Annotated in this window: 23 protein-coding genes; 7 read left to right on the top strand and 16 right to left on the bottom strand. The window is 70.6% G+C overall.

Features of this window, described 5'->3' with window-relative positions:
* Positions 1 to 12: 12 nt before the first annotated feature.
* The 8 genes from EOINJALH_RS30895 to EOINJALH_RS30860 form a co-directional block, all read right to left on the bottom strand.
* Positions 13 to 927, bottom strand: coding sequence for an ABC transporter ATP-binding protein (locus EOINJALH_RS30895; RefSeq protein WP_088287547.1), 915 nt, complete (start codon positions 925 to 927; stop codon positions 13 to 15).
* Positions 917 to 1,792 (bottom strand): nitrate ABC transporter permease, encoded by an 876-nt coding sequence (gene ntrB, locus EOINJALH_RS30890; protein WP_088287545.1) that lies wholly within the window; start codon positions 1,790 to 1,792, stop codon positions 917 to 919. Before ntrB ends, EOINJALH_RS30895 begins: the two co-directional genes overlap by 11 nt.
* Before the next feature lie 11 nt (positions 1,793 to 1,803).
* Positions 1,804 to 3,171, bottom strand: coding sequence for a CmpA/NrtA family ABC transporter substrate-binding protein (locus EOINJALH_RS30885; protein ID WP_088287543.1), 1,368 nt, complete (start codon positions 3,169 to 3,171; stop codon positions 1,804 to 1,806).
* Positions 3,172 to 3,258: 87 nt separating this feature from the next.
* The gene (locus EOINJALH_RS30880) at positions 3,259 to 3,912 is read right to left on the bottom strand and encodes a response regulator transcription factor (protein ID WP_088287541.1); all 654 of its coding nucleotides are present in this window, start codon (positions 3,910 to 3,912) and stop codon (positions 3,259 to 3,261) included.
* Positions 3,909 to 5,099, bottom strand: coding sequence for a PAS domain-containing sensor histidine kinase (locus EOINJALH_RS30875; RefSeq protein ID WP_234414125.1), 1,191 nt, complete (start codon positions 5,097 to 5,099; stop codon positions 3,909 to 3,911). The genes EOINJALH_RS30880 and EOINJALH_RS30875 overlap by 4 nt, the downstream gene beginning before the upstream one ends.
* A gap of 144 nt (positions 5,100 to 5,243) precedes the next feature.
* Positions 5,244 to 5,669 carry an Lrp/AsnC family transcriptional regulator gene (locus EOINJALH_RS30870; RefSeq protein WP_088287539.1) on the bottom strand — a complete coding sequence of 142 codons (426 nt, stop codon included), beginning with the start codon at positions 5,667 to 5,669 and terminating at the stop codon, positions 5,244 to 5,246.
* A gap of 125 nt (positions 5,670 to 5,794) precedes the next feature.
* Positions 5,795 to 6,220: a hypothetical protein gene (locus EOINJALH_RS30865; RefSeq protein ID WP_234414124.1), complete on the bottom strand. Its 426-nt coding sequence runs from the start codon at positions 6,218 to 6,220 to the stop codon at positions 5,795 to 5,797.
* 165 nt (positions 6,221 to 6,385) lie between these two features.
* Complete coding sequence (locus tag EOINJALH_RS30860) at positions 6,386 to 6,652, bottom strand: hypothetical protein (RefSeq protein WP_088287537.1); 267 nt, start codon at positions 6,650 to 6,652, stop codon at positions 6,386 to 6,388.
* A gap of 196 nt (positions 6,653 to 6,848) precedes the next feature.
* On the opposite strand from EOINJALH_RS30860, the gene nhaR reads away from it, so the two are divergent.
* The 6 genes from nhaR to EOINJALH_RS30830 all read left to right on the top strand — a co-directional run bounded on the left by nhaR (position 6,849) and on the right by EOINJALH_RS30830 (position 14,949).
* Positions 6,849 to 7,784, top strand: a complete 936-nt coding sequence (gene nhaR, locus EOINJALH_RS30855; RefSeq protein WP_088287535.1) for a transcriptional activator NhaR — start codon at positions 6,849 to 6,851, stop codon at positions 7,782 to 7,784.
* 407 nt (positions 7,785 to 8,191) lie between these two features.
* Positions 8,192 to 9,067 carry a universal stress protein gene (locus tag EOINJALH_RS30850; protein WP_088287533.1) on the top strand — a complete coding sequence of 292 codons (876 nt, stop codon included), beginning with the start codon at positions 8,192 to 8,194 and terminating at the stop codon, positions 9,065 to 9,067.
* A 59-nt stretch (positions 9,068 to 9,126) separates the two neighbouring features.
* Positions 9,127 to 11,964, top strand: coding sequence for an HAD-IC family P-type ATPase (locus EOINJALH_RS30845; protein ID WP_088287531.1), 2,838 nt, complete (start codon positions 9,127 to 9,129; stop codon positions 11,962 to 11,964).
* Positions 11,961 to 12,965, top strand: coding sequence for a sodium:calcium antiporter (locus tag EOINJALH_RS30840; RefSeq protein WP_088287529.1), 1,005 nt, complete (start codon positions 11,961 to 11,963; stop codon positions 12,963 to 12,965). The genes EOINJALH_RS30845 and EOINJALH_RS30840 overlap by 4 nt, the downstream gene beginning before the upstream one ends.
* A gap of 30 nt (positions 12,966 to 12,995) precedes the next feature.
* The gene (locus EOINJALH_RS30835; RefSeq protein WP_088287527.1) at positions 12,996 to 13,643 is read left to right on the top strand and encodes an HPP family protein; all 648 of its coding nucleotides are present in this window, start codon (positions 12,996 to 12,998) and stop codon (positions 13,641 to 13,643) included.
* 232 nt (positions 13,644 to 13,875) lie between these two features.
* Positions 13,876 to 14,949: an NAD(P)-dependent alcohol dehydrogenase gene (locus EOINJALH_RS30830; RefSeq protein ID WP_088287525.1), complete on the top strand. Its 1,074-nt coding sequence runs from the start codon at positions 13,876 to 13,878 to the stop codon at positions 14,947 to 14,949.
* 16 nt (positions 14,950 to 14,965) lie between these two features.
* On the opposite strand, the gene EOINJALH_RS30825 is transcribed toward EOINJALH_RS30830, so the two are convergent.
* The 8 genes from EOINJALH_RS30825 to EOINJALH_RS31520 form a co-directional block, all read right to left on the bottom strand.
* Positions 14,966 to 16,135 (bottom strand): cytochrome P450, encoded by a 1,170-nt coding sequence (locus EOINJALH_RS30825; RefSeq protein ID WP_088287523.1) that lies wholly within the window; start codon positions 16,133 to 16,135, stop codon positions 14,966 to 14,968.
* An 82-nt stretch (positions 16,136 to 16,217) separates the two neighbouring features.
* Complete coding sequence (locus EOINJALH_RS32095) at positions 16,218 to 16,517, bottom strand: YqjK family protein (RefSeq protein ID WP_158219962.1); 300 nt, start codon at positions 16,515 to 16,517, stop codon at positions 16,218 to 16,220.
* Positions 16,514 to 16,966: a phage holin family protein gene (locus tag EOINJALH_RS30815; RefSeq protein ID WP_088287519.1), complete on the bottom strand. Its 453-nt coding sequence runs from the start codon at positions 16,964 to 16,966 to the stop codon at positions 16,514 to 16,516. The genes EOINJALH_RS32095 and EOINJALH_RS30815 overlap by 4 nt, the downstream gene beginning before the upstream one ends.
* Before the next feature lie 25 nt (positions 16,967 to 16,991).
* A complete protein-coding gene (locus tag EOINJALH_RS30810) occupies positions 16,992 to 17,303 on the bottom strand; it encodes a YqjD family protein (protein WP_088287517.1) in 312 nt (103 codons plus the stop codon).
* 164 nt (positions 17,304 to 17,467) lie between these two features.
* On the bottom strand, positions 17,468 to 18,619 hold the full coding sequence (locus EOINJALH_RS30805) for a hypothetical protein (RefSeq protein WP_088287515.1): 1,152 nt from the start codon (positions 18,617 to 18,619) through the stop codon (positions 17,468 to 17,470).
* A gap of 96 nt (positions 18,620 to 18,715) precedes the next feature.
* Positions 18,716 to 19,414: a Crp/Fnr family transcriptional regulator gene (locus EOINJALH_RS30800; RefSeq protein ID WP_234414123.1), complete on the bottom strand. Its 699-nt coding sequence runs from the start codon at positions 19,412 to 19,414 to the stop codon at positions 18,716 to 18,718.
* A 174-nt stretch (positions 19,415 to 19,588) separates the two neighbouring features.
* Positions 19,589 to 20,623 (bottom strand): cytochrome-c peroxidase, encoded by a 1,035-nt coding sequence (locus EOINJALH_RS30795; protein ID WP_088287513.1) that lies wholly within the window; start codon positions 20,621 to 20,623, stop codon positions 19,589 to 19,591.
* A gap of 311 nt (positions 20,624 to 20,934) precedes the next feature.
* The gene (locus tag EOINJALH_RS31520; RefSeq protein ID WP_144290235.1) at positions 20,935 to 21,360 is read right to left on the bottom strand and encodes a hypothetical protein; all 426 of its coding nucleotides are present in this window, start codon (positions 21,358 to 21,360) and stop codon (positions 20,935 to 20,937) included.
* 470 nt (positions 21,361 to 21,830) lie between these two features.
* On the opposite strand from EOINJALH_RS31520, the gene EOINJALH_RS30790 reads away from it, so the two are divergent.
* On the top strand, positions 21,831 to 22,379 hold the full coding sequence (locus EOINJALH_RS30790; RefSeq protein WP_088287511.1) for a carboxymuconolactone decarboxylase family protein: 549 nt from the start codon (positions 21,831 to 21,833) through the stop codon (positions 22,377 to 22,379).
* Positions 22,380 to 22,464 lie beyond the last annotated feature (85 nt).

Below are 22,464 nucleotides of genomic sequence, written 5' to 3'. Positions count from 1 at the left end.
TTCGGGGGTGGGTCAGACCACGCGCTGCAGCGCCACGCGCGGCGTGGCCGGCGGGTGGGCGGGGTCGAAAGCCGGCGCGGGCCCGGCCTCGACGCCGGGCCGCACCTCGGGCGGGTGCTCGGGTGCCTTGCCGTGCGACAGGGTCTTCGAGCGGGTGACGAGGAAGTCGACCAGGTGGTTGCGCACGGCGTAGAACAGCGGCTCGTGGTGCAGCGTGGCGCGCTCGCGCGAGCGCGGCAGCGGGTTGCGCACCACCTCGGCGATGCGCGCCTGCGGGCCGTTGCTCATCAGCAGGATGGTGTCGGCCAGCAGGATGGCCTCGTCCACGTCGTGCGTGATCATGAACACCGTCTGGTGGGTCTCGGCGCAGATGCGCAGCAGCTCGTCCTGGATCGTGCCGCGCGTCAGCGCGTCGAGCGCGCCGAAGGGCTCGTCGAGCAGCAGCATCTTGGGCTGGATGGCGAAGGCCCGCGCGATGCCCACGCGCTGCTTCATGCCGCCCGACAGCTGGCTGGGCTTCTTGTCGATGGCCGGCGACAGCCCCACCATCGCGACGAACTTCTGCACCTGCGCGTCGACCTGCGCGCGGTTCCAGTCGGGCCACTTGCTGCGCACCGCGAAGGCGATGTTGGCGCGCACGCTGAGCCAGGGCATCAGCGCATGGCCCTGGAAGACGACGCCACGCTCGAGGCTGGGGCCGACGACCTCGCGGTTGTCCATGATCACCGTGCCGTCGCTGGCGCGGTCCAGCCCGGCCAGCACGTTCAGGATGGTGGTCTTGCCGCAGCCCGAGTGGCCGATGATGCAGACGAACTCGCCACGGCCGATGCTGAAGTTGACGCCGTCGAACACCGGCTCGGTGGCGCCGGGAAAGCGCTTGGCCAGCCCGGCGACCTCGAGGAAGGGGCGGCTGGTGTCAGTCGACATAGGTCACCGCCCGCTGCAGCCGCGCGAACATCAGGTCGAGCAACATGCCGACCACGCCGATGACCAGGATCGCAAAGATCACGTTGGTCAGCGACAGGTTGTTCCACTCGTTCCAGACGAAGTAGCCGATGCCGGTGCCGCCGACCAGCATCTCGGCGGCCACGATCACCAGCCAGGCGATGCCCATGCTGATGCGCATGCCCGTCAGGATGGTGGGCGCGGCGGCCGGCAGGATGACCTCGAAGGCCTTGCGCAGCGGCTTCACCTCCAGCGTCTTGGCCACGTTGAGCCATTCGCGCCGCACGCCGGCCACGCCGAAGGCGGTGTTGATCAGCATCGGCCAGATCGAGCAGATGAAGATCACGAAGACGCCCGAGATCGACGAGTCCTTGATCGTGTACAGCGCGATCGGCATCCAGGCCAGCGGCGAGATCGGCTTGAGCACCTGGATGAAGGGGTCGAGCGCGCGGTACAGCAGCGGGCTCATGCCGATGACGAAGCCCAGCGGCACGGCCACCAGCGCCGCGATGCCGAAGCCCAGGGCCACGCGCAGCAGCGAATGCCCCAGCTGGATGCCGATGCCCTTGTCGTTGGGGCCGTTGTCGTAGAAGGGGCTGGCCAGGTTGCGCACCACGGCCTCGCCCAGCTGCGCCGGCGTGGGGAAGCCGTCGCTTTTCTTGACCGCCGCGCCGGCAGTGGGGTCCTTGCCCATCAGCTTGGCGTACTCGATCTGCTCGGGCGTCATCGACGCCGCCGCGGGCGCCGGTGTGCCACCGCCCTTGGCCTGCGTGGCCAGCTGCCAGGCGCCCAGCAGCAGCGCCAGCAGCAGCAGCGACAGCAGTGCCGCCTTCCAGCGTTCGGTCATGGCGTGCCTGCTCAGGCCGACAGCTTCGAGATGGCGAAGCTCTTCGCGTACTCGTCGGCCTTGGCCGGGTCGAACTCGCGGCCCATGATCTTGAACTTGGGGTACGCGGCCGAGGCCGCCGGCGCCTTCTGGCCCAGCTCGGCCATGTGCTTGCGCGCGTCGGTCATCAGGAACACCTTCTCGGCGATCTGCTTGTAGTTGACGTCGCCCTTGAGGTAGCCCCAGCGCTTCATCTGCGTGAGCATCCACACGGCCATGCTCTGCCAGGGCACGGGGTCGAAGTCGGCGCGGTCGGGCACGGTCTTCACGCCGCCCAGGCCGTCGGCGAACTTGCCGGTGAGCACCTGCGCGATCACCGTCTCGGGCTGGTTGAGGTAGGCCGTGGGGCTGATGACCTTGGCGATCAGCTCGCGGTTCTTGGCCTCGCGGGCCATGGCCGCGGCGGTGAGCACGGCGCGGTACAGCGCCGCGAAGGTGGCCGGGTTCTGCGCGATGAAGGCCTCGCTGACGCCGAAGGCGCAGCAGGGGTGGCCGTCCCAGATCTCCTTGCTCAGGATGTGGATGAACCCCACCTCGTCGTACACCGCGCGCTGGTTGAAGGGGTCGGGCCCGAGGAAGCCGTCGATGTTGCCGGCGCGCAGGTTGGCCACCATCTCGGGCGGCGGCGTCACGCGGATCTGGATGTCGGTGTCGGGGTTCAGCCCCGCCTCGGCCACGTAGTAGCGCAGCAGGAAGTTGTGCATGCTGTACTCGAAGGGCACGGCGAACTTGAAGCCCTTCCAGCTCTTCGGGTCGCGCTTGTCCTTGTGCTTGACGTGCAGCGTGATGGCCTGGCCGTTGGTGTTCTGGATGGTGGCCACGTTCATCGGCACCTGCGTGCTGCCCAGGCCCATGCTGATGGCCAGCGGCATCGGGCTCAGGAAGTGGCTGGCGTCGTGCTCCTTGTTGAGCATCTTGTCGCGGATCAGCGCCCAGCCCGCCGTCTTGTTGAGCTGCACGTTCAGGCCCTGCTGGCGGTAGAAGCCCAGCGGGTCGGCCATGATCAGCGGCGTGGCGCAGGTGATGGCGATGAAGCCGATCTTCAGGTCCTTCTTCTCGGGCGCCTTCCTGTCCTGCGCCATGGCCTGCAGCGACGCGATCGGCAGCACGCTGGCGATGGCCGCCATGGCGCCGCGCCGGCCCACCGCCTTCAGGAAGGCGCGGCGCACCGGCTCCTGCGGGAACAGCGCCTTCACCAGGCTGGCCTCGATGAAGTTGCGGCCCATCTCGTCGGGGTCGACGGCGTCGGTGGCGTGGTCGCGCGGGGCATGGTCCTGCCCGCAGGCGCAGCGCAGCATCAGGGGGCGGTCGGCGTCGTAGGGGTCGTGGGTTGGGGTCATGCGGGCTCTCCGGTGCTGGGTTGAACGGTAGGCGGGACGAGGACCGCGCGCCATCGACGGGCGCACCGATCGCGTGTAGTGCCAGCCCTACACGCCGTGCAGCTGGTGGCGCACGGCATACAGGGCCAGCTCGACGTCGTTGCGCACGCCGGTCTTCTCGAGGATGCGGGCGCGGTAGGTGCTGACGGTGTTCGACGACAGCGACAGCTGCCCGGCGATCTCGCCCACGCTGCGCCCGCTGGCCAGCAGGCCGAAGACCTGGTGCTCGCGGTGCGACAGCGTCTCGTGCGGCGGCTGCACGCCGGCGTTGCCCACCGACGCGGCCAGCAGCTCGGCGATGGTCGGCGTGATGAACAGGCCCCCGCCGGCCACCTTGCGGATGGCGGCAATGATCTGCTCGGAGTCCGCGCTCTTGTTGAGGTAGCCCGCGGCGCCGAGCTTGAGGCTGCGCACCGCGTACTGCCGGTCGGGGTAGGTCGACAGGATCAGCACCGGCAGCCGCGGGAACTCGTCCTTCAGCTGGCGCAGCACGTCCAGCCCGTCGCGCCGCGGCATCGCGATGTCGAGCAGCACCACGTCGATCGGCGCACCGCCGGCCGCGGCGCGGCGCACCGCGGCCACGCCCTCGGCGCCGTCGGCGGCCTCGCCGGCCAGCGCGATGTCGGCCGCATCGGCCAGCATCTGCTGAATGCCCTGACGCACGATGGCGTGGTCGTCGCAGATCAGCACGCGCACGGTCATGGCGGCGGGGCCTCGGGGACGGCCGCGTCGTGCGGCGCCTCGTCGTGCAGCGGCATCACCAGCCGCACGCAGGTGCCGGCGCCGGGCGCGCTGCGGAACGTCAGCACCCCGCCGTGGTGGCCCGCGCGCTCGCGCATGCCCATCACGCCGTAACTGCGCGGGGCCTCCAGCGCCGCGACGGTGGCGCCGACGCCGTCGTCCTGCACCTCGACCCACAGCACCGGGTCGGGCGGGCTGTCCACCGTGATGCGGATGGCCACCCGCGTGGCCTGCGCATGCCGGGCCACGTTGGACAGCATCTCCTGGAAGATGCGGAACACCGCGATCGCCTGCCCGCCCTGCGGCGGCAGCACGCCGGCGGCCACCACCACGCGCAGATCGGCCTGCCACTCGAAGCGGTCGATGAACTCCTGCGCCTGCCATTCGAGCGCCGCCCACAGGCCCTGGTGGTCGAGGATGCTGGGCCGCAGGTCGGTGATGATGCGGCCGACCTTGTCCACCGCGGTGTCGATCAGCCGGCCCATGCCGGCGCACTTGGCGGCCAGCGGCGGGCGGTCGTCGACGCGGCGGCCGATCCAGTTCACGTCCATCTTCAGCGCCACCAGCAGCGAGCCCAGTTCGTCGTGGATCTCGCGCGCGATGCGCGTGCGCTCGGATTCGCGCACCGTCTCGAGCCAGGCCGACAGCTCGCGCAGCCGCGTCAACGCGTCGCTCAGCGCGTGGGTGCGCTCGGCGACGCGGTGCTCGAGTTCGTCGTTGGTGCGCTCCAGCGCCTGCTTGGCCTGCTGCAGCGCGCGCTCGGCGCGCTTGCGCTCGGTGATGTCGACGAAGGTGATCACCGCGCCGCCCACCTCACCGGCCTCGATCACCGGGTAGCTGGAGTATTCGGCGTCGAAGGGGCGGCCATCGGCGCGCCAGAACACCTCGTGGTCGATGCGGCAGGGCAGGCCCTGCCGGTAGGCGTTCAGGATGGGGCAGTCATGCTCGGGGTAGTCGCGGCCGTCCGCATGGGTGTGGTGCACGAGGCGGTGCATGTTCTGCCCGAGCACCTGTTCGGTGCGGTAGCCCAGCATCTGCGCCGCCGCGCGGTTGATGAAGGTGCAGCGCCCGTCGCGGTCGATGCCGTAGATGCCCTCGCCGGTGGATTCGAGCAGCAGCGCCAGGCTCGCGGCGTCGCGGGTGGGCACGGCGGGTGCGGGGCCGGCCGCGGGTACGAGCGGACGCTCGGCCGGTGTTTCCAGCGGATCGGGCGTGCGCGTCGGGGGCTCGGAGGTCACCCCGCGGTCGTCGCAAGCACCATGCCAGTGCCTGCGGTGCGCGGCCCCCGCAAGTCAGCGGTAGGTGGCCAGGTGGATGCTCGTCTCGGTGCTGCGGATGCCCTTGAGCAGGCGGATGCGTTCGAGCACCTGCGACAGCTCGGCCATCGAGCCGGTGCGCAGCTCGGCCAGCAGGTCCCAGCGGCCGTTGGTGTCGTGCAGCGCCGCCACGCCGGGTTCGCCCAGCAGGCTGGCGATGACCAGCCGCGTCTGGTTGCCCTCGACCAGGATGCCCATCCAGGCGCGGATCTCGTCGGGCCGCGCCTCGGGCCGCAGCTGCACCGTGTAGCCGATGATCAGGCCGGCGTCCTCGAGCCGGCGCAGCCGGTTGCTGACCGTGCCGCGCGACACCTCGAGCTTGGTGGCCAGCGTGGCCAGCGGCAGGCGCGCGTCCTGCCGCAGCAAGGCGATCAGGCGGCGGTCGGTCTCGTCGAGGGTCATGGCTGGGGTGCGCGGTGGGCCGTCAGGCCGACATCATGCGACAGCCGGGCCCGGGCCGGCAGGGGTGCTGCGGGGCCCGCGCCCGTGCGGCCGCCGGCGGCGGCGCACCGCCGGCCGCGCGCGGCTCACCGAACCGGGTCGTGGAGGATGGCCTGCGTCACGTCGGATTGGGTGATGCGCCAGCGCGTCAGGGCGTGGTCGTAGACCAGGCGCTCGTCATGCGTCACCCGCCCATCCGCCGTGATGACCGCCGCGGCGAGGCGACACACGAGGAGGCGGCCCTCGTCGCTTGGAACGGCATCGAGCAGTGCGTCGATGTAGGCCTTGTGATCGGCGCCGAGCCAGGAGCGATCGCACAGGTGAGCGCCAACGTCTGCCACGCAGGCGTGGGCGATGTCGACGAAGCGCTCACGACTCACCCCGACCCGCCGGAATGCATCGAGTTGGGCGAGCGTGCTCAGTTCTTGCTCGTCGATTCGGCCGTTGGCCGCCACCATCATCGCCAGCGCGTGGGCCAAGGCTTCGTCGGATGCCGGCACAGGATGCTTCATTGTTTCCCTTCGTCATGACAATCGGTCTGAGGCGCGCCGGCCATGCCGCCGCGAGCGCCTCGGGGTGATCCCCCTGAGAGCCGTGGCGAAGGCCCGAGTTCCGTCGGACAGCGCAGGCCGCGACCGCCCATCGGCATCGGTCCATCGAAACCAGGGGCGGAAACGTCATGCCACGAACGCGATGGCCGGCGCGGCCGGCCAGGCCTTCGGGAGGCCGGCCAGGCGCAGTTGCTCCTCGGCCAGGCGGCAGGCGCGATCGGCCGCGCGATCGATCGCGCTGTAGGCATCCGCGCCCACCTGCACCACGGTGGCCGCCGACGCCCCGTGGAGCTTCAGGCGCACGATGCAGTAGCTGTCCTGGTGGGGGCGGCGTTCTCGCGCGTCGCCGAACCTGACCTCGATGTGCTCCACCCGGTCGCTGCGATGCTGCATGCCGACCTGGAGACACCTGCGCGCATGCGCTGCGAGATCGACACCCGTGCGGGTCGTCGAAGCCTGGAACCGGATGTCCATCTTGCGTCCTTTTCTGCCCCCCACCTCGATCGCTCGGACGCAATGTAGGGCCCGAACAATGGCCCGTAAACTCGATTAATCGATTCTGTTCCATCGGATAAATCTGAGGCCTGTCATGAACTACAAGCACCTTCACTACTTCCTTCAGGTGGCAGAGACCGGCAGCGTGGCCGCGGCCAGCCGACAGTTGCACCTGACGCCGCAGACCATCAGCGGGCAGATCCAGTTGCTGGCCGACCGGCTCGGCGGCGCGCTGTTCGAGAAGGTCGGCCGTCGCCTCGAGTTGACCGAGACCGGCCGGCTGGCCCTGACCTACGCACAGGAGATCTTCTCGCTCGGCTCCGAGCTGGAGGCGGCGGTGCGCGAGAAGGCGCAGGCCGGACGGACCCTGGACTTCCGCATCGGTGTGGCGGACGCGGTGCCCAAGTCCATCGCCTACCGCCTCGTGGAACCCGCACTGGCGGTCGAGCAGCCGGTGCGCATCGTCTGCCGCGAGTGGCGGCTCGATCGCCTGCTGTCCGAACTGGCGGTGCACACGCTCGACCTGGTGATCGCCGATGCCCCCTTGCCGCCCGCGGTCAGCGTCAAGGCCTTCAGCCATCGCCTCGGGGGATCGCGCATCGGCGTCTTCGCGGCCCGTGCCTTGAAGGCGCGCTCTCGCAAGCCCTTCCCCGATTGCCTGAACGGCGCGCCGCTGCTGATGCCCGGCGAGGATTCCGCCGTCGGGCAGCGCCTGCGCACCTGGTTCAAGTCGCAGGGACTGCATCCGCGCATCGTCGCCGAGTTCGACGACAGCGCGCTGGCGCAGGAGTTCGGCCGCCGGGGCGTGGGCTACCTGCTGGGGCCGGAGGTGCTGGTCGACGAGATCGAGTCGCGGCACCAGGTGCAGCACGTGGGCACGATCGACGCGGTGGAAGAGCACTTCTACGCCATCTCCGTCGAGCGGCGCATCACCCACCCTTGCGTGCTGGCCATCACCCGGGCGGCCCGAGGCGAGCTGTTCCAGCCGGCGGTGCGCACCAAGCCGTCCCGCGCCGGCCAGCGCCAGTAGGCTGCCCGAGGGTGCCGCGACGGCACCACCCGCCGTCGACAGGCACCGGCCGATCCCGACAGGCGGCCGTGGACCACGCCTGGAGGGCATCCCGCCGAGGCCTCGCTTCGTGAATCGATCGATCGAATATTCGATGCCAACGCATCGGATAAATCTGCGGATCGTGCCTGCGCCAGAGGACAGCGCCCAGCGTGCGCCGCACCGCCCGAACCGGCCCGCCGCCGACGTTGATTCAACTCAATGGCGCGGCCGGAACCCGGCACGACGCTGGGCAGTCTTCCAGTGGATGGGTGAGCGGTTCCGTGCGGCGCCGTCCGAGTGCCGCGGGCGCTGTCCACCGACGGCCCTTTGGGCTTGCTCCACCGCCAGACAGCCACCCACACGACTTCCCTGACCAGGAGACCAAGATGACCGACACCCCGCTGCCCACCCGCATCTTCCTGGCCACCGACCTGAGCGCACGGTGCGACCGCGCACTGGCCCGCGCGGCGCTGCTGGCGCGGTCGTGGCACTGCGAGCTGACCGTCGCCCATGTCGTGCACGCCGTCGAAGTCGCCCGGCACGACCAGCTCGCGAGCGGCGTGCCCTCGTGGCACCGCCCTGAATCCTGGGCACAAACGCTCGAGCGGGCACTGCGCGCCGACCTGGCCGCGGAAGGGGTCGAGGCGACGTCCAAGGTCGTGATCGGCACGACGGCCGACGCGGTGCTGCTGGACGCGAGCGACGGCGGCACGGGGCTCGTCGTGCTGGGCATCTCCAAGGACGCGCGCAGGGATCGCCTCCAGCTGGGCAGCACGGCGGATGCGTTGGTGCGGCACTCGCGCGTGCCTGTGCTGAACGTCCGGCGCCGCGCCCGAGGCGCCTACCAGCATGTCGTGGTGGCCACCGACTTCTCCGACCCGGCGATGCACGCCCTGCGACTGGCCGCGCACTGGTTCGCGGACGCCCGGCTGACGCTCTTCCACGCCTGCACCCCACCCGGCTCGGCGACGAGCAGCGGGCCGGTCGCCATCGCCTCCTGGCAGACCGCGATGAGGGAGCATTGCGCCTCGCACCTGGCCGCGGCGGCCCTGCCCGCAGCCGTCGCAGCGGCAGTGCATCAGATGCTGGAGAGCGGCAGTCCGGAGGCCCTGCTGTCCGATTACGTGGCCAGTGCCGATGTCGATCTGGTGGTCCTGGGATCGCAGGGTCGCAGCGGGGTGGCGAGGGCGCTGCTCGGCAGCACGGCAGAGAGCCTGCTGCACGCACTCGACTGCGACACGCTGGTCGTGCGCGGGCCGTGAGCACCCGCGCCTCGCAGGCACACGACGATCGGTCTCGCTCACCACCGCAGCGCAGCGCCATGGCAGGCCGGACGACCGATGACATCGCCCCCCTCTGGCATGCGCTGCCGGTAGACCAGTTGCTGCGCCACTTCGAGCTCGACCCACGGCAGGGCCTCGACTCGAATGCCGTGCAGCAGGCCCGGGCGCGACATGGCCCGAATGCGCTGCCCGAGCCGCCGCCCAAGCCCCTGTGGCGCACCTTTGCGCGCCAGTTCAAGAGCCCGCTGATCTACATCCTGTTCGTGGCCGCGGTGCTGGCCGTGGCACTGGGCCATCGCGGCGATGCGATGGTCATCCTGGCCGTGGTGCTGGTCAACGCGCTGATCGGCAGCGTCCAGGAAGGCCGCGCCGAGCGGTCGATGGCGGCGCTGCGGCGGCTGTCCGCGCTGCGCGTGAGGGTGCTGCGCGACGGTGGCGAACTGGTTGTCGAGGCGCGCGATCTGGTGCCGGGCGACACCGTGCTGCTGGCCGCGGGCGATGCGGTGGCCGCCGACGCGCGGCTGGTCGAAGACGCCCAGCTGCAGGTGGCCGAGGCCGCGCTCACCGGCGAGTCGGTGCCGGTGTCGAAGTCGGTGGCCCCGGTGTCCGAGGCCACCGGGCTGGCCGACCGCCACTGCATGGTGTATTCCGGCACCCATGTCACCGCCGGGCGGGCGCGCGCCGTCGTCGTCGCCACCGGTGTCGACACCGAGGTCGGCCGCATCGCCGGCCTCACCGAACACGCCGAGGAGCCGAAGACCCCGCTGGAGATGCGGCTCGAACAGTTCGGCCGCGCGCTGGTGGGGGCGGCGCTGGGGCTGTTCGTGCTGGTGGTGCTGCTGGGCCTGTGGCGCGAGCTGCCGCTGGCCGAGGTGTTGATGGTGGCCATCAGCCAGATGGTCTCGATGGTGCCCGAGGGCCTGCCGGTGGCGATGACGATCGCGCTGGCCGTGGGCATGCAGCGCATGGCCGAGCGCGGCGCGATCATCCGGCGGCTGTCGGCGGTGGAGACGCTGGGCTCGACCACCATCATCTGCAGCGACAAGACCGGCACGCTTACCCGCAACGAGATGACGGCCGTGGCGCTGTGGCTGCCCGGCGGCCGCGTGATCGCCGTCGGCGGCATCGGCTACGTGCCCGAAGGCGCGCTCGACGAGGGCGGGGCCGCCGCCGACGTTGCCGATCCGACGCTGCGCGACCTGTGCATGGCCGCCGCACTCTGCAACGACGCGCAGTTGCTGCCGCCCGAGGAAGACCGCGCCGGCTGGACGGTGCTTGGCGACCCGACCGAAGGCGCCCTGCTGGTGCTGGCGCGCAAGGCCGGCCTCGCGATCGAGGCCCTGCGCCACGCCGCGCCGCGCGAGGCCGAACTGCCCTTCGACTCCGACACCAAGCTGATGGCCACGCGCCACCGCATGGCCGACGCGCCCCGCCGCGTGTGGATCAAGGGCGCGCCCGAGGCCGTGCTGCGGCTGTGCAGGGCCGACGGCGGCACGACACTGCAGGCGGCGCGCGATGCCGCGGAGGCCATGGCCACGCAGGCGCTGCGCGTGCTGGCCTTTGCCGCCGTGGACGACGACGGCCTCGACGCGGCGGCCGGCTTCGACGCGCTGGCCGGCCGCGCGCGCCTGCTCGGCCTGGTTGGCCAGATCGATCCACCGCGCGAAGAGGTCAAGGTCTCGGTCGCCGAGTGCCGGGCCGCCGGCATTCGGCCGATCATGGTGACGGGCGACCACAAGCTCACCGGCCTGGCCATCGCCCGTGAACTCGGCATCGCGGGCGACGGCGAGCGCGAGGGCTCACCGGGCGGCACCTACCGCGAGGGCTCACCGGGCGGCGCCTACCGCGAGGGCTCACCAGGCGGCGCCTACCGCGAGGGCTCACCCGGCGGCGCCTACCGCGAGGGCTCACCCGGCGGCGCCTACCGCGCCGTGGACGGCCCCGAACTCGAACGCATGGGCGAGGCCGACCTGCGTGCCGCGCTGCCCGGCATCGCGGTGTTCGCCCGCGTGCAGCCGGCGCAGAAGCTGCGCATCGTCGAGGCACTGCAGGCTTGCGGCGAGGTGGTCGCGATGACCGGCGATGGCGTCAACGACGCCCCCGCGCTGGCGCGCGCCGACGTGGGCGTGGCCATGGGCATCACCGGCACCGAGGTGGCCAAGAGCGCGGCCAAGATCGTCATCACCGACGACAACTTCTCCACCATCGTCGGCGCCGTGGAGGAAGGTCGGATCGTCTATGGCAACCTGAAGAAGGTCATCCTGTACCTGTTCGCCACCTCGATGGCCGCGTTGCTGATCCTGCTGGCCGCGCTGCTGGCCGGTTATCCGCTGCCGCTGGCCGCGGTGCAGATCCTGTGGATCAACATCGTCACCGAAGGCACGGTGACGGTGAACCTGGTGATGGAGCCGCCCGACGGCGACGAGATGCGCCGCCAGCCGGTGCCGCGCGACGACCCGCTGCTCGGCCGCGAGTTGCTGGGGCGCGTGGCGCTGATGACACCGACGATCGCCGCGGTGAGCTTCGGCTGGTTCGCCTGGAGGCTGTCGCTGGGCGTGCCTGAAGAACTGGTGCGCACCGAGACCTTCACCGTGCTGGCGATGTGCTGCTGGTTCAACGTGCTGAACTGCCAGTCGGCTGTCGCCTCGGCGCTGGGCCCGCGACTGCTGCGAAACCGCTGGCTGGCGCTCGGGCTGTCGCTGAGCATCGCGCTGCAGGCGGCCGTGCTTTACGTGCCCGCCCTGAACACGCTGTTCCACACCGTGCCGCTGCCGCTGGCCTCGCTGCTGCCGCTGCTGGGCCTGGCCAGCCTGGTGCTGTGGGTGGAAGAGGTCCGCAAGCTCTGGGTGCGCACGATGCACCGACCGCGGCCATGACGCTCGGCTGGCTGCTCGTCCAGTTCGCCCTCTGCGCCGTGCTGATCGCACGGGCCGGCTACGTGCTCAGCCGCAGCGCCGATGCGCTGGCCGAGGCCAACGGCTGGGGACGCGGCTGGGTCGGCCTGGCGCTGCTGGCCACGGTGACCTCGCTGCCCGAGCTGGCCTCGGGCATCAGTGCGGTGGCCATGGTCGACGCGCCCAACCTGGCCGTGGGCAACGCCCTCGGCGCCTGTGTCGTCAACCTGCTGTTCCTCGTCGTCGTCGATGCCTTGCAGCGCCACCAGCCGATGTACCGCGAGGCCAGCGCCACGCACCTGTTGTCGGCCGGCTTCGGCGTGGTGATGCTGGGCTTCGTCGCGCTGAGCCTGGTCACCGGCACGCGGGCACCGGCGGTGCTGCACGTCGGCGTCTACAGCCCCATGCTGCTGGCGCTGTACCTGCTGGCGCTGAAAGGGGTGCACGCGCACGAGCGACAGGCCATGGCCGCCGGCACGGCCACACGCACGCCGGCACCCGCCGGTCAGACGCGGGACGAGTGGCGCCGGTTCGGCCTGGCCGCGCTAGTGGTGCTGGCGGCGGGCAGCTGGCTGCCCCAGGTGGCCGACGGCCTGGCAAGCGAAGCGGGGCTGTCGCGAAGCTTCGTCGGCACCGTGCTGATGGCCATCGTGACCACCCTGCCCGAGATGGCCGTCACCCTCGGCGCGTTGCGGCTCGGGGCGCTGGACATGGCCATCGGCAACCTGCTGGGCAGCAACCTGTTCAACGTCATGATCCTGGCGGTGGACGATGCGTTCTACGTGCGCGGCCCCCTGCTCGCCGACGCCGCACCGGTGCACGCGGGCACCGCGGCCACGGCGTTGGTGATGACGGGTCTGGTGATCATCGGCCTGGTGATGCGGCCGCAGGGGCGCACCCTTCGCGTGGTCAGCTGGGTCAGTGTCGGCCTCGCCGCGACCTACGCCTTGAACGCGGCACGGGTGTACCTGGGTGGGGTGTGAGCGGTCGCGCGGGCCGCGGGAGAAGCAGCGATGTTCCATGTTCATGGGATCCAGGGCTGGGTGTTCTCGGGCACCTTGGAGCAGTTGCGACAGCAGCAGCTGGTGACCGGCCCCGCACGGGTGCGGCGCACCGCCCCCATGGGCGCAGACGCGAGCCCGTCGACGGCCCTGCCCTCGGGCGGCAGCGGCCACGCCCTGGGCGTGGAGGCGGTGCAGGCCTACGGCCAGGCGGCGGCCACGCACGTGCGCCGGCCGCTGACCTGCGCGGCCGATGTGATGAGCAGCCCGGCGTTCACGGTGCCGGCCGAGGCCAGCCTGCGGGCGGCCTGGCAGATGCTGGCCCGCCAGGGCATCTCCCAGGCACCGGTGGTGGACGCCGAGGGCCGCCTGGTCGGCATGGTCGGCCGGGCGGAACTGATGCCGGCCGCTTCGCTGGAGCCGCCCGGCGCGGCGTCGGAGTCGGCCCGCCTGTCGCAGCCGGTGACGGCCGTGATGTGGTCGCCCGTGCCCAGCACCGCCCCCGACACCGACCTGCGCCGAGTCGCCGCGCTGCTGCTGCACACCGGCTTGCCCGGCGTGCCGGTGTCCGGCGACGGCGGCGAGGTGCTCGGCTTCGTCTCGCGCACCGACCTGCTGCGCGCGCTGGCCGCCGATCCGCCGCTGGACGTGTGGGGCTGATGAGCCCATCCGGCCCGGGCCTGGCGCCACGGGCGCAGCGGCCGCATTCCGCGCCCAGCCGGTGCCGCTCGTGAACTGCCCGAGCCGGACTTCTTCATCGTTGAAGGGCAGCCTGCGCCGCGCAGGGTCGAGCCCCTCATTGACGCCGCACAAAGTTCGCGCACGCGCACGGGGGAACAGGCTCGGCCGCCGAGGAATCGAACCGGGCCCGGCAACCCACAGGAGCGACTCCATGGCAATGATGAAGGCAGCGGTGTTCGTCGAACCCGGACGCATCGTGCTCGAGGACAAGCGGATCCCGGATGTCGGCCCGCTCGACGCGCTGATCAAGGTCACCACCACCACCATCTGCGGCACCGACGTGCACATCCTCAAGGGCGAGTACCCGGTCGCCCGCGGGCTGACGGTCGGCCATGAGCCGGTGGGTGTCATCCACAAGCTCGGCTCGGCAGTGCAGGGCTACCGCGAAGGGCAGCGGGTGATCGCCGGCGCCATCACACCCAGTGGCTGGAGCAATGCCTGCCAGTGCGGCTGCGGCTCGCAGGACGGAGCAGGCACCGTCCACGGGTGGAAGCCCCTCGGGGGCTGGCGGTTCGGCAACACCATCGACGGCTGCCAGGCCGAGTACGTGCTGGTTCCCGACGCCATGACCAACCTCGCCGCGGTGCCCGACGAACTCAGCGACGAACAGGTGCTGATGTGCCCGGACATCATGTCCACCGGGCTGAGCGGTGCCGAGCGGGCCAACATCCGCATCGGCGACACGGTGGCCGTGTTCGCGCAAGGGCCGATCGGCCTGTGCGCCACGGCCGGCGCCAAGCTGAGCGGCGCGACGCTGGTGATCGGCGTGGACCGGCTGGCCAACCGGCTCGAGATCTCGCGCCGCATGGGGGCCGACCACGTCGTCGACAGCAGCCGCACCGACCCGGTCGAGGAGATCATGCGCCTGACCGACGGGCGCGGCGTGGACGTCGCCATCGAGGCGCTGGGCACGCAGGCCACCTTCGAAGCCTGCCTGCGCGTGCTGCGGCCGGGCGGCACCCTGTCGAGCCTGGGCGTCTATTCGACCGACCTCGTGATCCCGCTGGGCGCGTTCGCCGCCGGACTCGGCGACCACCAGATCGTCACGAGCCTGTGCCCCGGGGGCAAGGAACGCATGCGCCGACTGATGTCGGTGATCCAGTCGGGGCGCGTCGATCTCGGCCCGATGGTCACCCACCGCTTCAAGCTCGACGACATCGAGAAGGCCTACGACCTGTTCGGGCATCAGCGCGACGGCGTGCTGAAGGTCGCCATCACGCCTTGAGGCGTGCGGTGCGGCGTCAACCCCAGCACACGGGCAAGGACAGCGGCCCGCGGAAGGCCCAGCCGCCGAAGCGCACGTCGGCGCCAGGGGCCAGCCGCAGGCCGGGAAGGCGTTCGAAGATCGCCGGCAACGCCACCTCGGCGATCAGCGACTTCGACGCCGCCGCCCCGGCGCAGTAGTGCGGGCCGGCACCGAAGGCGATGTGCGCGCCGCTGTCGTTGCGTCCCAGGTCGAAGCGGTCGGGGTCGTCGAAGAAGGCCTCGTCGCGGTTGGCCGAGCCGAACATGAAGAACACCCGGTCCTCGGGCTCCAGCGTCACGCCGTCGACGGTGTGGCGCTGCGCGACGCGGCGCGGGCTCATCGCGATCGGCGAGATCCAGCGCACGTACTCGTCGAACACCCGTCGCCACGTGACGTCGCCGCGCCGCACGCTGGCCAACTGCGCGGGATGGGCGAGCAGGGCCCACACCGCGCCGGCGATGGCATCGCGCGGCTCGTTCTGCCCGCCGCTGATGCTGAGCTTGATGTTGGCCCGCACGCTGTCCTCGGGCAGCCCGGCGCGCAACATCACCGACAGCAGGCTCGGGTCGGGTGCGCGCAGCAGCCGCGGCATGGCCTCGGTGATGCAGGCATCGATGCCGGCGGTGGCCGCATGGCAGCGCGCCTCGATCGCCGGATCACCCGCATAGTTGGCGATGCCGTCGATCATCGCCTGCGACCAGGCGTCCATGTCCTGCCAGCGCATGTTGACCAGGCCGGTGAGCGCGCGCAGGGCGTGGGCCGACACCGGCATCGCACAGTCGGCCACCAGCTCGGCCCGCCCCAGCGGCGCCAGCGCGTCGAGCACGCGCTGCGTGTCGGCGCGGAAGATCGGCTCCCAGTGCGTGCGGACCGCCTGCGGGCCCAGCGCGGCGAGCATCGGCTTGCGCTCGGCGATGTGCGCCGCGCCGTCCTTGCGCATCATGTTGAGGCCCATCAGCCGGTTCATCAGGCCCTGCGGCTGGTGCGAGCTGAACACCTCGGTCAGCTTCTCCAGCTCGACGATGTGGGCGCGCCGGGTGAACAGCGTGGCGCCGAGCTGCGGCACGTGGGCGATCGGGTGGTCGCGCCGCATGGCCGCCAGCGCGGGGTAGGGGTCGCGCCAGAAGGCGGCGAGGTCGATCTCGACGAGGGGCGCATTGCTCATGGTGCGGTACCGGTCGTGGACACGAACCGCGCGAGCATACGGCGCAGCGCCGGGCGCTTGCGCGCCGCCGGCACCCGTTCGGTCAGCGCAAGGCCTGAAGCCGCCGCTGGAACCGCTGGACCGTCTGCCAGCCCCACCACAGCCGCAGCCCCCAGCGCAGCGCGCGGCGTGGCCGCAGCACCGCCAGCGACACCAGCAGTGCCACCGGCACGGCCGGGTGGGCGCGCAGCCAGCGCCAGCCGGCCTGCACCTGGTCGACCAGTCGCAGCGGCGGCGCCAGCAACTGCACATCGGCCGCGAACTGCGCGCGCAGTTGCGCGCTGCGCAACAACAGCGCGCGCTGGCGCACGGCCAGTGCATTGGCGCGGGTGCCGTGGATCACGCCGCGCCGTCCCCGCGCCGCGCGGGCGCGACGTCGCCCGCCGGGGCCGCAGGCGGCGTGGCGGCGGCGGCGCCGAGCCCGGCTTCGTCGCGCCGCAGTTCGCCCAGCGTCAACGCGAAGGGCCCGCCGTCGCCGGCGCGCAGCGCCTCGCGGGCGCGCCGCAGCACCCAGGCCCCGCCGAGGCCGAAGGCCAGCGCCAGGACACCCACGGCCGGCAGCCGGTAGCCTTCCTGGAACAGCATCACGACGAAGCCCACCACGAGCACCATCGACAGGCCCACCATGACCAAGCCGATGGCGCCGATGACCAGCGCATCGAACAGGCGCAGCTTTTCCTGCTCCAACTCGCTGGCCAGAAGTTCCAGCCGCACACGGGCGATCTCCAGCGCCGTGCCGGCCAGGCGGCGCAGCGAGGCGAACAGGCCCGCGGGGCTGGCCGGGGGCGTCATGGCCGGGAGGTGTCCGGCCCGGCCTTCAACGCCGGCCGATGAGCAGGCCCACGACGACACCGACGGCCGCACCGATGGCCACCGACTGCCACGGATGGTCGTGCACGTAGTCGTCGGCGGCGTGGCCGGCGGCCTTCGCCTTCTCGGTGGCCGAGGCCTGCAGCGTCAGCAGGCTGTGCTTGGCATCCGTCAGCCGCTGCTGCAGCCGGTCGCGCAGGCCGACCGAGCTTTCGCTCATTTCTCCGGCGGTGAGCTTCAGCAATTCTTCGGCGTCGGCAACGACCACGCGCAGGTCGGCCATCAGCTTGTCCCTTTGGGCGATGGTGAGTTCGGACATCAGGTGCTCCTTGGCATGAAGGGATTGCCAGCACCCTACCACTTGTGTCGCCAGTCGGGTATTGAGTCCAGGCGCAGCAGGGTTGTTCAGGGCCGCCGCACCCATTGCGATGCCAGCGGCGACGCCAGCGACGTCGCGCGCACAGGCGGGATCAGCCACGCCTGCTAGCGGTCCGAACACCTTCGCGCGTAGGCCTTCGTCGACGCTGCCAGCCGCCGCTGCCTGGACGCGTCGGCTTGCGCTGCCTGCCTGTGGCGCTCCACGATCTCGGCCAGCCTCTCGCACTGCGCAGAGGCTCGAAGGGCTGCAGCCTCACGTGACGGGCGGCGCGCTGCGGGCGCTGACCGGGACTCTTCGACGGCAGGCTCGGCCACCGCGGCCTGGGGGCGGGGTGGGCGTTCGATCGGCTCCTTGATCCAGGGTGACGGGGTGGCCATGGATTCCTGCGATCTCATCCGCTGGCGCAGCTGAAGCGCACTCGTTTCACTGCCGGCATCGCCCCTGGACGCGGCCAGGTCCCACAGGCGAAGGGCCTCCTTTTCATCGACGGGGAAGGGGGCGTTCCTGGCCCGGTTCTCCACCGGGTGGTACAGGGCCCCCAGGTACCCGGTGCAGGTGTTTTCGCCCCGGTCGGAGCAGGCCCTGAGCAGGGCGACGAAGGCCTTGCGCTCGTCCTCGGTGCTGGTTTCGGCATTCATGCAATAGTAGGCCAGCGCCCTGGTCGACCGCGCGTTGCCGAGCACCGCGCCGCGGTACAGCAAGGCACAGCCTGCCTGACTGCGCTCCAGCCAGGTCCTGTCGCGGTCATCGAGATGCCGCATGCCCATGTCGGCATAGGCGTTGAGGTCGCCTGCCGCAATCCGTTTCCGTTGTTTCTCGAAGAACTCGCGGTCGAGCGTGGCGTTGTCCTTGTCGGCAAGATCGGGGCAGATGTGGCCGATCCGGAAGGCTTTCATGATGGCGGCATCTCTGGCCGGCGTGCTGAGTTGCTTCAGAGCGCGGAATGTGCCGCAGAGCATGTTGTCGAACTGCTTGAGCCGCGCGTCGAGTTCATCGGCCTCCGTGACGAGGCGCTGCCGATCTGCGCACTGGTTGTTGCAGGCCGCGATCGCCTTCTTCAACTCGCCGAGTCTGACCTGGTCGGCATCGCGTCTGGACACATGGCCATTCCATTCGGCGTACTGACCGACCCCCTGCCCCAACTGCTGGCCGAAGTCATGGGCCCACAACTCGGACCGCTTGATGTAGACCACCTCCGCAGCCACGGCCGGCAGACCGGTCAATGCGATCAACGCGGTGACGACGACTTTCCACATGGGATGCCTCCGACTGTGCAACGCGGACTCTCGATGGGGTCAACGGCGGGGGGATGCCGCGACGCAGGCATTGTCGGCGCGCCAGGCCAGAGGCGATCAGACCAGCGGGCGCGCCGGCGGGCGGCCGTCACCGTAGAGGTCGGCCAGCCGGGCCATCGCCTTCACGTCGCGCAGGTGCAGCCGCCCGTCGGCAATGCGGTGCAGGCCGCGTCGCTCGAGCTTGCGCAGCGTCTTGTTGGTGTGCACCAGCGACAGGCCCAGGCCGTCGGCGATGTGCTGTTGTGTCAGCGGAAAGTCGACGCCACCGGCCCCCGCGTCGGCCTGCAACGCTGCGGCGCGCTTGAACAGCAGGATGAGCATCGAGGCGATGCGTTCCTCGGCACTGCGGCGGCCGACGGACAGCAGCGTGTCGTCGACCATCGACTCCTCGTGCGCGGTGAGCCAGGTGACGTTGAAGCCCATCATCGGGCTGCGCCGGTGCAGTTCCCACAGCGCATCGCGCTGGAACACGCAGAACAGCGCCTCGGTGAGCGTCTCGACCCCATGCGCGGCGGCGTCGCCCATCTTCTGTTGAACGCCGATGAAATCACCGGCCAGCAGAAAGCTGAGGATCTGCCGGCGCCCGTCGCTGAGCGTCTTGTAGCGGAAGGCCCAGCCCTGCAGCAGCGTGTAAAGCGGTGCGTCGGTCTGCCCTTCGTGAATCAAGGCCTCGCCGGCGCCGAGGCGTCGCTCGCGGCGCTTGAGCGACTGCACCAGTTCCAGTTCTTCTCCGGTGGGTTCGTGGAACAGCTTCATGGACCGCAGCCGACAATCGCGGCACGCCGTCTCGGCACCAAGGGCTGGCAGTACTTCGGGGGGCGGTTGCGCGTGAGGTCCCATGGGCCCAGTGTCGCGCATCCACCCTGCCTGCCGCGCTCGCCACAGCCGAGGGGCTTCAGGCCGTGGTCCACGACGCGGCCATCGTGTGCGCTACTCCAGCAAGGTGCCCGGCGTGGGCGGCAGCATCGGCATGGTCTGCACCGGGAACGCACCGATCAGCGCTTCCAGGAAGGCGGTGATGTCCTTGACCTGCGCCTCGCCCAGGTCCTTGTCGAGCTGGGTCTTGGCCATCACGCGCACCGCCTCATCGAGGGTCTTGACCGAGCCATTGTGAAAGTACGGCGCGGTGTAGGCCAGGTTGCGCAGCGTCGGCACGCGCCACAGGTTCTTGTCCGCCTCCTTGCCGGTGCTGGCCAGTCGGCCCGCGTCGTCCATCAGCCTGTACTTGGCCACGTAGGCGTTGGCGGCAAAGGTGGGGAACCTCATGTAGAAGCCCTGCCCGAGCGGCTGCGCCGGGCCGTTGAAGGCGGGGCCGGAATGGCAGGCCACGCAGCCGACCTGGCCGAAGGCCTCCATGCCGCGCACTTGCTGCGCCGTGAGGGCTTTGTGCTCGCCCTTGACGTAGCGGTCATAGGGGCTGTCGGGCGTGATCAGCGTGCGTTCGTAGGCCGCGATGGCCTTGGCCACGTTGTCGATGGTGATCGACTCGCCCGCACCGAAGGCGGCCTCGAACGGCTTGCGGTAGCCGGGAATGTCCTTGAGCCGCTGCACGCCGCCGTCCAGGCTGGACATCCCCATCTCGATCGGGTTGGTCACCGGTCCCTTGGCCTGGTCTTCCAGCGTGGTGGCGCGGCCGTCCCAGAACTGCACCGAATGGAACGCGGCGTTCCACACCGTCGGGGCGTTGCGGCCACCCTTCTGGCCGTGCACGCCGATCGATGTGGAGCGGTGGTCGTCACCGCCCTCCATCACGTTGTGGCACGAGAAGCACGAGACCGTGCCGGTGGACGACAGGCGGGGGTCGAAGAACAGCATCTTGCCCAGCTCGACCTTGGCCGGCGTGGTGGGGTTGTCCGCGGGCGCCGGTGCCTTGCTGGGCAAGGCCTCCCAGGGAGCCGCCTGGCCGGGCAGGCTCAGCGCAGCCAGCGTGAGGGCGGCCAATGTCGGGATGGTCAACAGCGTCATGGGTACTCCTGGAGGGGGCGGTGGCCGGCTGGCAGCACGAATGGCGCACTGCAGACGGGTCTGTCGGGCGCGCAAGCCGCTCTGCTGGCGCGCTGTGAGCGCATGCTGTGGCCACGTTCTTAAGCCATCCTTAACGGCCCAGGCGAGCGTCGGACGCCGGTGCCGCCACCTGCGGGCCTGCCGACGCCTGGTCCACGGGCCGCTTCTCCTCTCCCGCGGCGAGGGCGACAGAGGCACGGCTCCGCTTGGGCGAAACAGTGTCTTCCGGGCCGCGAGCATTCCGGAGCGCCCCGGCGTCGCGGACAGTCTCGTCAATCGCCGATGACGCAGTTCGGTCGGCGAGTCATCAATCCCCAGTTGGTTCCGTGTTGGAACACCGTCGAGGCAAGACCATGCTCCCAGCTCCTTTCTATGCCGAAGTGCCGGCCGATCTCGCTGACGACCAGACTTGGGCCGACGAAGCTGCCGGTTGTCGCGCCGGGGACGAACTCACACATCGACCCAGCCGAAGTCTGCGTGCGATCTTCGACGACGTGATCGCCGCAGGCGCGCTGGCGCTCGTCAGCCGGGTTCGAAGGACCTTGGTACGCTGACAACCGAGGCGTCCACCTCAGGACGATGATCCCGCCGGCGGTACCGCCTCGAATGCGTTGGCGAGCGATCTGACCCACACCAGACCCTCGCGCAACGCGGCTGTCCACGTGTTCGATGCTGTGAATTTTCTGCCAGCGGCGCATCCGGCATTCAGTCGCGCGGCACGTACCTGGCCGCCCAGCTCGAGAGGATGCTGGCAGCGAATCGTGCATGCGCCGCGCGTTGTCCACCTCCAGCACGGTGTCTTTGGGGAGTGCATGGCCAGCTTGGGCCGGCGCAGCGCGCGGATGCGCTGCTGCTGCGTTTGTCCGTTGGCATCGTCCACGGCGCCGCGCCGTGTCGTGACAGGGCGCCCACCCATCGACCTTCGATCTGACGTTCGTGTTGGCGAAGTCGCCACCGCTGCCGCCGAGCACGTTGAAGTCGAATCGCCGCACGCCACATCCGCCCGAGGCCATCGGGGCGGCTGGATTGTTTCCAGGTGCGGAACACACCCTTGGCGGCCGAGGCGATTCCCCTTTCGGTGTTCGCCGCCGACAGTAGCGGCATGCGCTGCAGCCCACAGGGCGCTGTGCAGAACCTCTTCAACCAACCGACCTGAAAGGTCCTTCAGATGTCCCGCCTTGCCATCCCTTCCGTCGACGACGTGCCCGCCGCTTCGAAACCCCTGCTGGCCGCCGTTCAAAAACAACTGGGCGTCGTGCCCAACATGATGAAGCTGCTCGGCAGCTCTCCGGCCGCCCTGGAGGGCTACCTCTCGCTGAGCGGCGCGCTGGCCAAGGGCACGCTCGACGCCAGGCTGCGTGAGTCGCTGGCGCTTGCGGTGGCCGAGTTCAACGGCTGCGACTACTGCCTGGCCGCGCACAGCTACATCGGCAAGAACCTGGTCAAGCTCAGCGACGACGAGATCGGCCTCGCACGAGACGGCCAGGCGAGCACCGCGCGCAACGCCGCTGCGCTGCGCTTTGCGCGACGCGTGGCCGCCGAGCACGGCCGCGTGACCGATGGCGACCTCGGCAGCCTGCGCAGCGCCGGCTTCGACGACGCCGAAACCATCGAGATCGTGCTCAACGTGGCGCTCAACGTGCTGACCAACTACGTCAACAACGTGGCCCACACCGATATCGACTTCCCCCGCGTCAGCACCCATCTGCATGCGTGAGCTGCGGCTGCCGCTCGAAGCGGCAGCGCGTCGGGCCACGTATGCGGAGCACGTGTTTCCGCTGCTGCTGCTGGTGCGGGGGCTC

Origin of the sequence: Ideonella sp. A 288 (genome assembly GCF_002198735.1) — a bacterium.
Classification (GTDB): Bacteria; Pseudomonadota; Gammaproteobacteria; order Burkholderiales; family Burkholderiaceae_C; genus Pseudaquabacterium.
This window is presented reverse-complemented; position numbering and strand designations above follow the sequence as displayed.